Origin of the sequence: Candidatus Liberibacter sp. (assembly GCF_014048425.1) — a bacterium.
Lineage (GTDB): Bacteria > Pseudomonadota > Alphaproteobacteria > Rhizobiales > Rhizobiaceae > Liberibacter.
The window spans coordinates 1-16,321 of record NZ_JACETX010000035.1; the positions used below are offsets into that span (position 1 = coordinate 1).

Sequence of the window (16,321 nt, forward strand, 5' to 3'; positions counted from 1 at the left end):
GAAGGAATGGGAGTGGATTGGGCTATGGCGGAAGCTTTGGCTTTTGGTTCTCTTTGTATTGAAGGTTATAAGGTGCGTCTGTCTGGGCAGGATTGTCAGAGGGGTACTTTTTCGCAGCGCCATGCAGTCCTGTGTGATCAAAAGACTGAAGAACATTATATGCCGTTAGCACATCTCTCGTCGGATCAAGGGTGTTGTGAGATTGTAAATTCCATGCTTGCCGAGCAGTCGGTTTTGGGATTTGAGTATGGTTATTCGATGGAAAATCCCGATTCTCTAACTCTTTGGGAAGCACAATTTGGTGATTTTGCAAATTGTGCGCAAGTTATTTTTGACCAATTTATTTCTTCTGGAGAACAAAAATGGTCGCGAACTTCGAGTATTGTTTGCTTGTTGCCACATGGATATGAGGGGCAAGGCTCAGAGCATTCTTCTGCTAGATTTGAGAGGTTTTTGCAAATGTGTGCTGAAAATAATATGCGCGTTGCTAATTGTACTTCTCCTGCGAATTATTTTCATATTTTACGTCGCCAGATTTGCGGTGGTGTACTTAATCGTAAGCCGTTAGTTTTGATGACGCCAAAATCATTATTGCGACATAAACGAGCAGTTTCTTCTCTTTCGGAAATGACCTGTGGGAGTGCTTTCTGTCCTGTTTTATGGGATGATGCCGATGATTCCAGCAAAGGTTCGATAAAACTTGTAAAGGATCAGAAAATTCGTCGTGTTATACTGTGTACAGGAAAGGTATATTACGACCTTTTAGAAAGACGTGACGCACATAATATTTCTGATGTTTACTTGCTGCGTATTGAGCAGCTTTATCCCTTTCCAGAGGATTTGGTTGCAGAAATTTTATCGCGTTTTATAAATTCTGAGATGATTTGGTGTCAAGAAGAGCCCCAGAATATGGGAGCGTGGAGCTTCGTTAAACCTTATTTGGAGGCGATTCTTTTGCGTATTGATGTGACACATAAGCTTTTTCAGTATGTTGGGCGTCCGGCAGCGGCTTCTCCAGCTGTAGGTTCGATGTTTAAGCATATGGAGCAGTTTCATGCGTTTATTGAAGAGGCTTTTTGTAAGGAATAAAGAAGATATTGAATAAAGATTTTGGGTAGAGTTGAATTTTAAATAAATGGAAGTTGAAGGTTATGGTTGTAAAAATCCTTGTTCCCTCTTTGGGAGAGTCTATCAGTGAAGCAACGGTAGGTTCATGGCTTAAAAAGGTTGGTGATTTTGTAAATAGCGATGAAACTTTGTTGGAGATTGAAACGGATAAGGTGGCTATTGAGGTGCCATCTCCTGCTTCAGGAATATTAAGTGAAATTTCTATCACGGAAGGTCAAATGGTGGAACCAGGTGGCTTTCTTGGATATATTCAGGAGAGTTCATCAGGAGATACAGATTTTTCAAAGAATCCTGTCCAATTGTCTCAGGATCTTTCTGAAAAAAGCATAATTTCATATCAAATGCCGCAATCTCCATCTGCAGCTAAAATTATGGCAGAGAATGCCGTTGAATTATCTGATGTCAAAGGGACGGGAAAGAGAGGGCAAATACTGAAGTCTGACGTTGTATCAGCGCTTTCCACTCAGGTTATATCAAGTATCTCATGTAAAGATTCTATTGAGAGCAAAGCCACTTCCGGCGAAGAGCGTATAAAGATGTCTCGTTTGCGTCAAATTATAGCTAAGCGTCTTAAAGATGCTCAAAATACAGCGGCTATTTTGACCACTTACAATGAAGTTGATATGTCGCGCATACTTGCGATTCGCAGTCGCTATAAGGACTTATTCGAGAAGAAATACGCGGTAAAATTAGGCTTTATGGGTTTTTTCATTAAAGCAGTTTGTCAAGCTCTGCAGGAAATTAGAGGTATTAATGCAGAAATTGATGGGGACAATATAGTTTATAAAAACTATTGCAATATTGGAGTTGCGGTTGGCACGGAAAAGGGACTCGTTGTTCCAGTTTTACGACATGCAGATCAGATGAGTCTAGCAGAGATTGAAAAGAGTATCAGTCGTCTTGCAAAGTTGGCGCGCGAAGGAAAACTTTCTGTTGATGATTTGCGGAATGGTACATTTACTATTTCAAATGGAGGAGTATATGGATCACTCTTGTCTTCTCCGATACTGAATCCGCCGCAATCTGGTATTCTTGGTATGCACAAAATTCAGGAAAGGGCAGTTGTCGAAAATGGACAGATTATTGCTCGTCCTATGATGTACATCGCTTTATCTTACGATCATCGTATTGTTGATGGTAAAGAATCTGTAATGTTTTTGGTTCGCGTCAAGGAATACTTAGAGGATCCTGAGCGATTCATATTGGATATATAAAAGGATTGAAAAGATATATTATCTCTTTGTAGATTTTTTTCTTTTTAGTTTTCATTGGATGATTTTTGAAAAGAGATATATAAAAATGGTTGTTATCGATACTTTATAGGAGATAAAAGATTGCATTTTAATGACTCTTTAGTTTTGTATTGTAAGCGAGTTTTTTTAGCTCTTATTTGATGGTTTTTGAAAAGAGATAGATGGAAATAGTGGTTTTATAAATACTTGTTGGAAGAGAAAATATTGTATTTTAATGGCTTTTTAGGATAAAATTGAGAAAAATCCATTTTATGGATACGTAAAAGTTTGTCTGTTGGAGCATGTGTTCGTTGAGGACGGGAAAATCTATGGTTTATGATCTTGTTGTGATAGGGGCTGGTCCAGCTGGTTATGCTTGTGCAATAAAGGCTTCACAATTAAAAAATAAGGTTGCTATAATTGAAAAAGAAAAAACTTATGGTGGTACTTGCTTAAATATTGGTTGTATTCCATCAAAGGCGTTGTTGTATACATCAGAAGTTTATGATCACGTCACGCGAGGGATTGATGATCTTGGGATTGATGTTTCATCTTCGAAATTGAATTTAGAAAAAATGATGTCCTATAAGAAATCTGTCGTCCAGGCGAACGTTCAGGGTATAGATTTTCTTTTGAGAAAAAACAAAATTACCTCCTATCATGGATCCGCCAAGATTATATCTCCTGATAAAATATCTGTCCGGAACAAAGATTCTGAAGAAATTATAGAAGCCGCGAATATTGTTATTGCTACGGGATCAGAGGTCGCAGGAGTACGGGGTTTAAAAATTGATATAGATGAAGATGTTATTGTATCTTCCACAGGGGCACTTTCGTTCAATTCAGTACCAAAAAATCTGTTAATTATAGGGGCAGGTATTATTGGTTTAGAATTGGGATCTGTTTGGATGAGGCTTGGTTCTCGTGTGACAGTAATCGAACATTCTGAGGCTGTTTTGGGAGGGATGGATCGTGAAATTTCAAATCAATTTTTGAAAATCATATCCAAACAAGGGATGGATATAAGGCTTGCTTCGCAGGTTGTTTCTGTGAAAAGAGAGAAAAAAAAGGCGAAGCTTGTTTATACGCCTGTTAGAGGTGGAGAATCCGTAGAGCTTGTAGCCGATGCTGTTTTGGTGGCGACGGGGCGTAAACCTTATATTTCTGGTCTTGGACTTGAAGAAATTGGCATAAAAATTGATTATCGGGGTTGCATAGAAATAGGAGATAATTTTCAGACATCTATTCCTAATATTTATGCTATTGGGGATGTTGTGCGTGGGCCGATGTTGGCTCATAAAGCTGAAGATGAAGGTATCGCGGTTGCGGAAATTCTCTCCGGACAAAGAGGGCATGTTAATTATGCCTTTATTCCGAGTGTCGTGTATACTCATCCTGAAGTGGCTTCAGTAGGGAAGACTGAAGAACAGTTAAAATCTGAAGGAAAGTCATATAAAGTAGGGAAATTTCCCTTTAGTGCTAACGGTAGGGCACGTGCTATGAATTCTCTTGATGGCTTTGTAAAGCTTCTCGCAGATAAGCAGAGTGATCGGGTAGAAGGAGTTCATATTTTGGGTCTTGGTGCCGGTGAAATGATTCATGAAGCGGTCGTTCTTATGGAATTTGGAGGGTGCTCCGAGGATCTGGCTCGCATTTGTCATGCACATCCAACGATGTCAGAGGCTGTGAGAGAAGCGGCTTTATCTAGTTTTTATAAACCAATTCATATGTAGGGTATAGTATCTGTTATCCTTTTTATTTATAGAAAGATATGGGCAGAAGCATTTCCTTCGTTCCATGTTAGATTCTTTGATAATTTCCTGTCAATTCATAGTAGGGTGTAATGTCTGTTATCTTTTTTGTTGATAGAAGGATATGGGCAGAAGCATTATCTTCGTTCCATAGTAGATTCTTTGATAAGTTCCGGTGTTTTAGTGATTAAGAGAGTATAAAAAGAGGCAGTAAGATGGAAGCTGATCAAATGAAGAAGAATGCTGCTCGTTTGGCGCTTCAATATGTTGATCATGATATGGTTTTGGGGATAGGTACAGGAAGCACTTCAAAGGAATTCATACTTCTTCTTTCGCAAAGGATTGCAGATGGTTTGCGTGTGCAAGGTATTGCGACTTCGCGAGATACAGAAAATTTTTGTAAGGAAAATCGTGTTCCTTTGCGATCGATTGAGGATGTATCGTGTATTGATTTAACCGTAGATGGTTGTGATGAAACAGATTCTCGCTTGCGTCTTATTAAGGGGCGTGGAGGGGCTCTATTTTATGAAAAAATCGTAGCGAGCATATCTTCCCGTATGGTCGTTATTGCGGATGAGACCAAGGTGGTTGAATTTCTTGGTCAAGGTTCTCTGCCCATAGAGGTTTCGTCATTTGGTGTTGTATCCACTTGTTTTGCTATTAAAAAAGTTGCTTCTCAATTGGGATTAAAAGAAGATCTTTGTTTGCGTCGGGATGCTTCTGATTTATTTATAAGCGATGGAGGAAATTATATTGTTGATGCGTTTTTTGGGTGTATTCCAGATCCTGAATTTCTTTCAAACGCGTTGCATGCTATTCCTGGGGTTATTGAACATGGTTTGTTTCTTGAAATGGCCGAATGTGTTGTTGTCGGAAAAACGGATGGGACATGTGAAGTATTAAATAGATAAAGACAACCGTCTATAGAGATGTTTTTGTAACTTATTGTATCCCTTTCTGAGGATTTTCGGTGATTAAGGAAAGATAAGGAGATATGGAGTATAGAATTTTGGGGGATTTAGCTCGCTTTTATTTTTTCATCTCTTTTATAAACCAATTTTGATCCCTGAATTATCCTGTAAATTAGTGGCAAAATAAGAAAAAGATGTTCTTCCTTGATGAGATTATACATCCACTAAGATTGTTAAAAATATTGGAGATACTTTATTTTTTTTTAAGAAAACTATATAAAGGCCAACTTGCAGAACCAATCATAAGGGCAGCAAGAACGGGAACAAGAAACCCCTTAAAAAAGTATACGGATATCAATCCTAGAAAAATAACCGCCCATTGCATTGCATTTTTGGTCGTAATGCTAATTTCCTCACGGGTGAATCTGAATGTGTTTTACTTGGTTTCTTCACATTTTTAGAATTGTGAGAACCACTTTTCTCTTTTGAAGATTGCACTCACCATTCTTGGTGAGAAAAATTCAGAAGGAGAGAATCTCTGTGTGCTCCATTAACATCAGAATCGGTCATAATAATGACTTTGTCGTATCGTAACTCCTTTTCCTGATATCGCGATCGGGTTTCGCATCCCAATTCTTGCATGAGATTGATAATCTGTTGATTATGAGAAATATTTTCTGATCTAGCGTTTGCTACGTTAAGAATCTTTCCTCGCCAAGTGAGAGATGAAGATTTCTATTCTTTTTGCAGAGATACTCAACAGATTTTATTGCAAAAACAAATCATCTCTTATGCTTGATGCTTTTGGTATGCCAATAACATCGGGCAGAGGAAGAAAAAGTTTAACTATTCTCTTCCTTGTTACTAATATGTATTTCGGATTTTGCGCCACGTAAGCGATATATCGCTGTTCCAAAAAACGTACCATATAAAATCAGAGAAACAACATAATAAGAGCCATAAATACATGCTATGTCTAACGCTTGCGATAATTGCAACGAGAAAAGAAATAGAATAACTTTAGCCCATCGTGTCTTATGATAAAATTTATCTGCCAGATAGATTATGATACCATTAGTGTATCCATTGAATGCAGATCCGACTATCATGATCATCATGATTAAAGCTGGATTATATATCATCGGGTTTAATGACTCGAATCCATAGAGTAACCCATAGCAGAACATTGCAAATATTGTCCAAGTAACGAAGAATAAAAAATTTATTGCCGCAAAGATCCAATATGTGTAAGCAAGACTTTCTTCACCTCGCCATAGGTTTTTAATCCTCTGTATGTTAAATATTTTTGATAGACCCATGGTTCTTTTCTTTCGAGTATACTGTATATAAGTTTAGCTTTCTCTGCGCTGATGGAGTTGTTGGATAGCTAGCTTTGAAGCTTTTAGAAGTTGATTCTAAACCTAATGCTCTGCTTTTCGCTCCAAGAGCGAACAGTGTTTCTCTTATTTTTCTTGAACCTAGAACATGTTCTATTATCGATAACTCCGAACCAAATCCAAAAGGCAAAGAGACGATAAGAAAAACATAATTAAATCAATGTCTTAAGTTATTTTATAAACCGGTTATAAGAAATTCATTCGCTTGTTGTTCTGATGTTTTTAGGATCTCACAAATATCTAGATCAGCATGCCAATAATCAATAGCCAAAACTCCAGAAAAATATATATAGGATTTTCCTCCTAATACTTCAAAAATCTTGATTATATATATAATAAAGAAGGTATTCTACTTTTTATGATTAACTGATTGCAACCTTAAGACTTAAATGATATTTATAAATTCTACTTATTCCTAAGCAACCCTGAATGGGTTTCAAAATATAATAGCGGAGATCCAAAAGCTGTCTCTGATCATGACATACTCCATAATGTAATCCGCAAAGGAAAATAATAATGGCAACACAAAGTTCTATAAATATAAAAGTAGCAAGTCATGTTCAACTTGCTCTGAATGGTATCAATAGAGGTATATCTGGACACACAGTGCTTCGTACAAATCAATCGGGAGAGACAAAGTCATTGTCTTCAACCCGTACAAACCTATTCAGGCATACAAAAAGATAGGTGTTTATTCGGGTACTCCTGAAGAAAACGCAGAATTTGAGCGACGGATCATTACTCCTCAAACGTTTTGCATCAATTTTCCTACAGACCAGTACCCCATTGATGAACTGAATCAAAATCCAAGAGGTCCTTTGTCACAGTTAATCATCAATTCTTTTCAAGAAGCGATGGAAAAGGAAGTGGTTAGAGCGGCGTTCGGTCAAAGTATGAAAGATCTGTGCGATCCGTCAGCAGAAGTTTTTTTTGATCAAAATATGATTGTTAAGATTGATGCTAAAATTCCTGGAAGTTCAAATACCGAGAGCAATATAGCGGATAGAATTTTGCTGGCTGCAAGGAAACTTGTCAAGAACGGAGTAGACTTTTGCAATAAAGAGGACTATCTGGCAATGACACCAGATTCTTATGACTCTCTTTTCTCTTGCGTTATAAGAATGATCAATAACTATGTCCACTTGGCTAATATGGAAAATGGATGTATTACGCACTTCGCAGGCTTTAAGATCATCGTTTCTGATTATCTGCCAGGTGGTAGAAAACAGACTTGCGCTTGTGATGCTCAAGGAAAAGAAGATTCTTCGAAACCGATCATTCCTCTACCAAAATCAGCTGATCCTACAAAAAAGGAAGAAGTTAAGAGCTTAGCGTTGTTTTGGGAAAAACCCGCTTTGGAAACGGCGATATGGAACGGTTTAGAGCTTATATCGCAAGAACGTCCAGACATGTGCTTTATTGATTTTATATATGGTACAATGCAGCTTGGATGTACCCGTACGGAAGAAAGTCGTATCGGTTACATAGAAATGCCTGCATAAGCATATGGAAGAATTTCTAAACATCGCAAACAAGGTTTTGCAAAAGCTTGGGATACGTATGATTTCTAGCTTTGGAGAGGGGTCTGAGGCATCAGAGAATTGCAAATGAGCATTTCCTTTTGTAGTAAGATCTCTCTTGAGACGGTATGCTTGGAATTTTGCAACTACAAGCACTACTCTTGCTAGAAACAAAGACACCAAGGATGGGGAAATACGTTTTCCGCCTTCCAGCAGATTGCTGGGATTTTAGCAAAGTTGCTGGAAAAGTACTTCTTCTAGGATAATATCAAGATATTTCTGGAGACACTTATCACATTTCCTAGACACATCATTCGACATTTGAAATTTTGAATCTACTTTTCCTCAAGGAATTTCTAGAGAGATCATAATAGGAACATGATCTGACGGTTTTTTAAGTCCTCTGGACATCTTGTCTATCTGATCCTCAAGGAATTTCTAGAGAGACCATAACAGGAACATGATCTGACGGTTTTTCAATTCCTCTGGACATCTTGTCTATCTGAGCTGAGCGAAGAAAAAAAGCTGCTTCTGGAGAAAGCATCAGATGGTCAATACGTACTCCTTTATTTTTTTCCCAGGCACCCATTTTATAATCCCAAAAAGAATAGAGATGAGGGGCGTCACTCGTTGCGCGTATCGCATCCACGAATCCGATGTTTTGTAATTTTTGGAAAGTTTGACGTACTTCCGGAGTGAACACGGCATCTTGTTCCCAAGCTTTTGGATTATAACAGTCTCGGGGTTCTGGAATGATGTTATAATCTCCTGCAAGGATAAGAGGCTCTTCCAACTCAAGGCGTTTGGATGCAAATTGTGAAAATCGTTCAAGCCATGAAAGTTTATAATCGTATTTAGGAGATGACAGTGGATTTCCATTGGGAATATAGAGACTTCCTATGCGCAATATCTGGGAATTTATGCTAAAGACAGCTTCTATAAAGCGCGCTTGTTCATCTATAGAATCGTCGGGAAATCCCTTTATTACTTCTTCTGGTTGATATTTTGATATGATAGCGACGCCATTGAATGCCTTTTGTCCATGAATTTCAATTTGGTAACCCAAAGACTGAATGGGTTCAAGAGGAAAGTTTATATCTTGGGTTTTTGTTTCCTGGAGACACACGATATCAGGATTGTTTTCCTTTAGCCATGTAACAAGATTGTTTATCCGTGCTCGTACACCATTTACGTTCCAGGTTGCCACAGTTATTAAACTCATTGGATGCTTTCCGTTTTATATAGAAAAACTTGTTCCGCAACCACAGTTGCTACTAACATTTGGGTTATGTATTTGGAAAGATCGTCTGATAAGGTTGTCTACAAAATCGACTTCTGAATTTTCCATATAAGCGAGAGATATCTGGTCTATGAAGATTTTCGCACCATCTTTTTCAAATACGATATCATCGTGACAAAGCTCTGTTGCAAGGTCAAACTTATAAGAGAAACCGGAACAGCCTCCTCCTTCGACTGTGATGCGGAGAGCCTGTTTATCTTTTTCAGATGCCAGGATAAATTTGATTTGTTTTGCAGCCGAATCAGTTATTTTTATGAGAGATTTCATGAAAATTTCTCCTGAAGTTATAGGTTTTTTTATAATAGCGTGTTTTATTTTTAAGTGATAGAGTGGATTGAAAATGTATCTAGATGTGTTGGGAATAAAAGCGAAGAGAAAAAAGTGATAGATGTGAATTTGTTAGGATTTGGTTATCAAGAGAGAGCTATTTATGCCGCCAATCCTGAGAAAAGTTTGGGGAGGCTTTATCCGGAAAAAAAGAGTCTGACGCGTCATGAATTTCAACGTGATCGTGATCGTATTATTCATACTACGGCATTTCGACGATTAAAGGATAAAACGCAAGTATTTTTTTATCAAAACAGGGATCACTATCGGACCCGTTTGATGCATACAATTGAGGTATCGCAGATAGCACGGTCTTTAGCGCGTGCACTGAATCTTGATGAAGATTTAGCTGAGGGAATAGCACTGGCACATGATTTTGGTCATCCGCCTTTTGGGCATGCCGGCGAAAACGTTTTGCAGGATTTGCTTTGTTTTTGTGGGGGATTTGATCATAATATCCAATCTTTGCGTGTTGTGACCGAGCTTGAACATAGCTATGTCGACTTTGACGGAATCAATCTGACCTGGGAATCTTTGGAGGGATTGATTGCGCATAACGGTCCAATTTTAAAAAGAGTAGATGAGAAATTAAGTTTTGTTCCCAAGATATTTCATGAATATTGCAAAGTTGATGGTTTAAATCTCTCCGCTTTTGCGAGTCTCGAATCTCAAGTTGCTGCTATCGCAGATGATATAGCTTATGACGCTCACGATATTGATGATAGTTTGCGTTCTGGATTGCTGACTTTTGACATGTTAGAAGAAGTGACTTTTTTAAAAAATCAGCTCTCTGTATTGCGGAATCGCTATCGTGATCTTGATCTTGATAGGAAACGGCTTGTACATGAAATTGTACGGAGGCAAATTACCGCTATGGTTGAAGATGTCATAACGGTTGCACAAACTCAATTGGCGGCATTAAAGCCACAATCCATTGAGGATGTCCGTCTCGCAGGTCGTAGCATTGTCAATTTTTCCGAAGATATGGCTACAGTAGATAGAGAAATCAAGAATATGCTTCATACAAGAGTCTATAAACATCCTGATATTATGAGTTTCCGAGAAAAGGCATCACAAATTATTCGTGATCTTTTTGAAGTGTATATGTCTGATCCCGAAAAAATGTGTGGTAGCTATTATTTAATAGATGAAGATTCTATAGATAGCAATGAATCCGTTAAGGCGCGACGTGTTGGAGATTATCTGGCGGGGATGACTGATAACTATGCAATAGAAGCGCATCGTCGCTTATTTGATGGTCGTCCCATTGATCTTCCGAAAATGGCAGGAGATGGTTTATAACTTCTGATCAAAAGGCAATAGTAGTTTTGATTATCGATGAGGAAAATATGGTGCAATAAAACCCATAGAAATCTATAGGAAAACATCCACATTCAGTGAAAAAGACGTCTTTTAAAAGGTTTGTGCTTTCAAAAAGAGGGTGTACTCAAAAAAGCATTGATAGAGATAGGATCTTCATCAAAGAATCTTAGCGTATATGCGCATACGATAGAGATGGGGTTTTGTTTTCGTAACATTTACTATGCTATTTTTCTCATGACACGAATTCGGTTTTCTAGAATGGCTTTATCATGGTGTGACAATTGATTGGCTTTATTTCGAGAGCATAGAACGAAGCAAGATCGATTTCAGAAAAAACAGATTCTTTCATTTGGAACGAGGTGTTCTTTTCCTAAGAGGTTTCTAGCGAACAACTCTTGTTAAGAGATTCTTCCTGGGGATCCAGACCAAAAACATTTATAGAAACAGATATATTCCCAGAACATCTTTCATCTCCCGCCATCGAGAGCCTTTACGCCTAACTCTATAATAGATATTCTTTCTTCGTATTGACGAATCCTCCTTATCCAAGAAGCCAAGAGACATTCGTAGCGCTAGGGATGGGATTATGCATAAAAAAATCCCTTTTTCAGGATGGTATTTTAAAACTATTTGCAAAAAAGCATATCGCAAAATCGATTTGGAGAATGAATCGAGATATTGAGATATTTTTCTATGTGATTGCGAAATGAAGACAAGTACTGCAAATCAAAAAAAACATTACGTCTTGTCTCAAGCCACTATGATTATTTTGAGATGCTATCGACAAGCTACTTGATTGGATTTATTTTAGGGATGGCTATATATAATGCCAAAAAAGAAGAGTAGATTACGCCAAAAAAACGACTAAAACCATTAAGGAGAGCTATAAAAGAGTTTTTTAAAGCTTGTAATAACATAAATGTTTTTAAAGTTGCATTTTGATTCTCCAAAACCTGGAAGTCAATTATGGCTATATAAAAGTTCTTTTTTGCAACTTTTAATGGCATAAGTGTGTTTAAAAGTGGTATTATTTTTTTGCGATTCATTCTTTTTAGACTTTAAGAAAGGGCTTTCATCAAATGATTTTTCACCACAGAACACTCAGGGTGTTATGATGTATCTTTTCGCAGATTTTAATCATCGACTTAAAAACCTTGTTCAAGATATTGATCTTGTTAAGGAGAATAGAGAAAAGGTTGATTTGGAGCGTATTGTTGTTGAGAAGCCACGCGATTCGATAAACGGGCATTTGTCGACTAATGCAGCTATGGTTTTAAGTCGACCTTTGGGTCTTTCTCCTCGTTCTATTGCTGAGTTGATTGTGGAGCGTATCAAAAACGATCCTGATATAGATTCTGTCCTTGTTGCTGGAGCAGGATTTATCAATATACATCTGTCATCTTCTTGTCTGGGGAAGGTTCTCTCCAGCATTGTTGCTGCTGGGGCAGATTATGGACGTCTTTCTAAGGGCAAGGGAATCAAAGCAAATGTTGAATATGTTTCTGCAAATCCAACAGGCCCGATGCATGTTGGACATTGTCGTGGTGCTGTTTTAGGGGATACGCTTGCTAATCTTATGGAATTTTCCGGTTATGAAGTGACAAGAGAATATTATATTAATGATGCTGGTGCGCAGATTGATGTTTTTGCGCGATCTGTATTTTGGCGCTATCAGCAAGCATTAGGCAGAGAAAATTCGGATCTTCCAGAAGGTTTTTACCCAGGGCTGTATCTTCAATCTCTCGGAAAGGAGATGGTGGATAAATTTGGTGCAAGACTTTTAGAATACTCTGAAGAAAAGTGGTTGCCCATAGTGAAAGAATATTCTGTCGAAACGATGATGAATATTATAAAAGATGATCTCAATGCTCTTAATATCCAACATGATTTATTCGTTTCAGAAAAGATTTTCCATAAAGACGATTCTTTGGCTATAAAGACTGTCATTGAGAACCTTAAGGCTCAGGGATATATATATCGGGGGATATTGCCGCCGCCGAAATCAAAAGTTAAAGAGGATTGGGAATCTGATCGCGAACAGCTTTTATTTCGCTCTACGGCTGTTGGAGATGATATCGATCGTCCTTTATGTAAGTCGGATAATTCTTATACTTATTTTGCTGCCGATCTTGCGTATTTCATGGATAAATGTAAGCGAGGTTTTGATAAGATCATATATGTCTTGGGTTCTGATCATAGTGGATATGTGAAGCGTCTTCAAGCAGTTGCTGAAGCTGTCGCGGGTAAAGAGATAGAAGTTAGCATGCTTTTGTGTGAACTTGTGCGACTTTATAGGGACGGTGCCCCTATAAAAATGTCAAAACGTGCAGGTGATTTCATAACATTACGTGAGGTTGTGGATGAAGTTGGTTGTGATTCAGTGCGTTTCATGATGTTGTGGCGTAAAAATTCAGAGATGTTGGATTTTGATTTCTGCAAAGTGAAAGAACAGTCCAAAGATAATCCTATATTTTATGTGCAATACGCTCATGCGCGTTGTATGTCTATTTTTAGACAAGCAAAGGATATTTTTGCTGATTTAGATTTCGATTCTTTTGCAATAAAATCGAAAGAAATTTCTCAAGAGGATGGATTTGATGCGATAGAATTACAGCTTATTGTCAAGCTTGCAGAGTATCCTCGTATTGTTGAAAATGCTACTATATTTCAGGAACCGCATAGGCTTGTATTCTACCTATACGATCTTGCCAGTATTTTTCATAGTCATTGGAATCATGGTAAAGAGAGATCGGATTTACGATTCGTGCAGGAAAGCAACAAAGAGTTAACCATATTGAGATTGAAGTTAGTATATGCCGTTGCTTTGATTATTAAATCGGGGCTTTATATTGCTGGTATTCAGGCGCCACATGAGATGAATTGAGTATTGAAATTTTTATCATGATTTTGGATTAAGTGGGTTATTGATGGTATGAATCATGGAAGGGAAAAGGTTTTCTTGAAAAAAATCTTCTATTGAAAAGAGAAGCTTTTTTTTTTGATTTGGTCTATTGTATTTCAGGAATCGCATAGGCTTGTATTTGGCTTATACGATCTTGCCAGTATATTTCATGGTTATTGGAATCATGATATAGAGAGATCATATTTGTGATTCGTTTAGGAGAGAAATAAAAAATTAACCATATTGAGATTGAAGTTAGTATAAGTATTTGCTTTGATTGTTAAATCGGGTTTTTATATTATGTATGGTTGATCGCTTCATGAAATGAAATGAGTATTGGAATTTTTGTCATGATTTTGGATTAGGTGGATTATTGGATGGTATGAGTCATGGAAGGGAAAAAAGATTTTCTTGATAAAGAAGGTGATTCTATTCAAAAAGAAAAGCCATGTTCTTTAATTGTGCCTGTCGATCCTTCTATTCAGAAGCATCCAGATCAAGTAGAAAACGCTTTTTTAAAAGATAGAAATTTTTTCCGCGATCTTGAGCAGGAGCTCATGTTTTCGCTTGATGGCGTTGAGTGCGACAAATCATCACATTCTCATGGCGGCACAAGTTCCGATTCTTCTTTTCCATCAACTCAATCATTGGAACATTCGGCTAGTTCTTTGGAAGAATCAGGGCATTCTGATTCGTCTAAAGTTTCTTCTTCGGATTATTCTTCAAGAAAAAATACGAAGAGATATAATACGGATGTCGGGATGAGGGATTCCTCTATCGTAGATTCCGTATCGGTAAATGGGTCTGATGTGGATTATGTATCTCCAAACACATTGCCTCAAGAGAATCCTCAATCTGTTTCAAAAGTTTTGCCTAAAAAAGCAAAAACAGCATCTTCTACAAAAGTCTTTTCAAGTTTTACAAATGGTATGAGTAATCGGAAGAGTGGTTCTTCTGAAAAATTAGATCCAAAGAAAAAATTGAATCCTATGAGAGAGGAAATCAATCAAGATCCTCGTCTTTTAGGGAGATTGAGCGAAGATAAGAAATATTCTAGCTCTTATAAGGCTTTGTTAGGGAAAGTTAGAAAACATGGAAAAACTCCTTCTTCAGAGGACAAGAATAGAGGAGGAGAGGTTCTTCGATTCGGTTATCCAGAATTTCCTTTTAAGTCAAAAAAATCTATTTTAGGTCAGGGTGTTAAATCTTCGAAAGATTTTCAAAACGGTCATTCGTCTCAATCCAAAAAGCAGATTCAGGAAGAGAAGTTGAGATACAATCCTGATACGGACGATGATTTTGAATTTGATATTGGGGATCTTGAAAGGGAATTATTGTCTATTGGTTCTTTAGAGGGATATTCAGAGGAGATATCTTGTTCTGGAAAACTTAAGAATCATTCAAGTCATCGTGAAAGTGCGAACCCTCATCCTCAAGATATGCCGGAAAGAGATCTAGATTTTGATTTCGATCAGATTATGGATTTTAAGGATTATCCAGAGGTCTTGAGAGATATGGACGCGTTTCTTTTGCTGGACAATGAAGAGAATAATTCTCTTCATGATGTTGATGCAGATCCTTTTTCTGGGGAAAAAAAGGATGGTGCTTTTTTTGAAAATAATCAAGGAATTGCTTCTTTTAAAGAGAAATCCAAGGAAAGAATCATGAGCTCATCTCGCAAGAAAAAGGATGGTCTCGCGGAGAGTTTTGACAAAGATTTAAATTTTCTTTTTAAAAACGATTGTTCATTTAAAGAAGTTTCGAAAGATTCGCGACAAGAATCGCCAAATAAAATGCAAAAGTTGGGAAATTATTGGGTAAAGCATCAGCGAAAATGGTTGAAGATCTGTATTTTAGCAATAGCGGGATATAGCGTTTACTTTTCCTTTTATTTGTATAAAGGATATGGTTATTTTGAAAAAAAACCACGTATTATAAATGCTATGAAGGAGATGATTCGAATCGTCCCTGAAAAATCGGCTGAGAATGCGGTTCTTCCAAACCAAGATAGGGAAGTTTATGACAAATTTTCCGGAAAAAAATCGTTGTCTGATCCTATACAGGTGAAGTTGTTGGAATCTCAGGAGAAGCCAATTGATTTTTCCCAGCAAGATATATTAGAAAAGGACAATAATTCTCACAATCCTGGACAAGATACTGGTAGTAATACCGACGAAATAAAGACTATAGTAATCAAAAAAGATGGTGATTCTCCGAAAACAGATGTGATCCTTTCCGATAAATCATCATCAGAATCCTCCCAAAGAACCAATGCTACTCTTCAAAACAAGAAAAAATCTATGAAGATGGATCCATCTTCCTCAGAAAATTTGAAAAAATTGAGATATAACCTTCCTATTCCTTCTCCTATTTTTTTAGAAAAATATTAGTATTAATATGCAGGGCTTCATAACTCTGTTGCTTTGTTGCTCGTGTTCGATGAGGCGTCAGGCATACCATCCATCATATTCAAGACAGCTGAGGGATTTTTCACAGAAGACATCGTCAATAGAATGTGGCTTGTCTTCTC

10 protein-coding genes and 2 pseudogenes are annotated in these 16,321 nt (G+C 37.4%); 8 read left to right on the forward strand and 4 right to left on the reverse strand.

Features of this window, described 5'->3' with window-relative positions; genetic code table 11:
• The 4 genes and pseudogenes from sucA to rpiA all read left to right on the forward strand — a co-directional run.
• Positions 1-1,089 (forward strand): annotated as a pseudogene (gene sucA / locus H0G72_RS04495) (2-oxoglutarate dehydrogenase E1 component); the annotation flags it as partial.
• A gap of 62 nt (positions 1,090-1,151) precedes the next feature.
• On the forward strand, positions 1,152-2,342 hold the full coding sequence (odhB, locus tag H0G72_RS04500; RefSeq protein WP_182017587.1) for a 2-oxoglutarate dehydrogenase complex dihydrolipoyllysine-residue succinyltransferase: 1,191 nt from the start codon (positions 1,152-1,154) through the stop codon (positions 2,340-2,342).
• A 347-nt stretch (positions 2,343-2,689) separates the two neighbouring features.
• Positions 2,690-4,093 (forward strand): dihydrolipoyl dehydrogenase, encoded by a 1,404-nt coding sequence (lpdA, locus tag H0G72_RS04505; protein ID WP_182017588.1) that lies wholly within the window; start codon positions 2,690-2,692, stop codon positions 4,091-4,093.
• A 233-nt stretch (positions 4,094-4,326) separates the two neighbouring features.
• On the forward strand, positions 4,327-5,022 hold the full coding sequence (rpiA, locus tag H0G72_RS04510) for a ribose-5-phosphate isomerase RpiA (RefSeq protein ID WP_182017589.1): 696 nt from the start codon (positions 4,327-4,329) through the stop codon (positions 5,020-5,022).
• A gap of 504 nt (positions 5,023-5,526) precedes the next feature.
• On the opposite strand, the pseudogene H0G72_RS04515 reads toward rpiA, so the two are convergent.
• Both H0G72_RS04515 and H0G72_RS04520 read right to left on the reverse strand, forming a co-directional pair.
• A pseudogene (locus H0G72_RS04515) lies at positions 5,527-5,745 on the reverse strand (toprim domain-containing protein); the annotation flags it as partial.
• 119 nt (positions 5,746-5,864) lie between these two features.
• On the reverse strand, positions 5,865-6,164 hold the full coding sequence (locus tag H0G72_RS04520; protein WP_182017590.1) for a hypothetical protein: 300 nt from the start codon (positions 6,162-6,164) through the stop codon (positions 5,865-5,867).
• 896 nt (positions 6,165-7,060) lie between these two features.
• Between H0G72_RS04520 and H0G72_RS04525 the strand changes: the two genes are divergently transcribed.
• Positions 7,061-7,921 carry a phage capsid protein gene (locus H0G72_RS04525; protein ID WP_310649490.1) on the forward strand — a complete coding sequence of 287 codons (861 nt, stop codon included), beginning with the start codon at positions 7,061-7,063 and terminating at the stop codon, positions 7,919-7,921.
• A gap of 445 nt (positions 7,922-8,366) precedes the next feature.
• On the opposite strand, the gene xth is transcribed toward H0G72_RS04525, so the two are convergent.
• Complete coding sequence (gene xth / locus H0G72_RS04530) at positions 8,367-9,152, reverse strand: exodeoxyribonuclease III (RefSeq protein ID WP_182017596.1); 786 nt, start codon at positions 9,150-9,152, stop codon at positions 8,367-8,369.
• A gap of 24 nt (positions 9,153-9,176) precedes the next feature.
• Entirely contained in the window at positions 9,177-9,506 is a 330-nt protein-coding gene (locus tag H0G72_RS04535; protein WP_182017592.1) for a HesB/IscA family protein, read from the reverse strand.
• A gap of 114 nt (positions 9,507-9,620) precedes the next feature.
• Here H0G72_RS04535 and H0G72_RS04540 point away from each other — a divergent pair, with 114 nt between their 5' ends.
• The 3 genes from H0G72_RS04540 (at position 9,621) to H0G72_RS04550 (ending at position 16,181) form a co-directional block, all read left to right on the forward strand.
• On the forward strand, positions 9,621-10,868 hold the full coding sequence (locus tag H0G72_RS04540) for a deoxyguanosinetriphosphate triphosphohydrolase (RefSeq protein WP_182017593.1): 1,248 nt from the start codon (positions 9,621-9,623) through the stop codon (positions 10,866-10,868).
• Positions 10,869-12,003: 1,135 nt separating this feature from the next.
• The gene (argS, locus tag H0G72_RS04545) at positions 12,004-13,773 is read left to right on the forward strand and encodes an arginine--tRNA ligase (RefSeq protein WP_182017597.1); all 1,770 of its coding nucleotides are present in this window, start codon (positions 12,004-12,006) and stop codon (positions 13,771-13,773) included.
• 407 nt (positions 13,774-14,180) lie between these two features.
• A complete protein-coding gene (locus H0G72_RS04550; protein WP_182017594.1) occupies positions 14,181-16,181 on the forward strand; it encodes a hypothetical protein in 2,001 nt (666 codons plus the stop codon).
• The last annotated feature ends 140 nt before the right edge of the window (positions 16,182-16,321 follow it).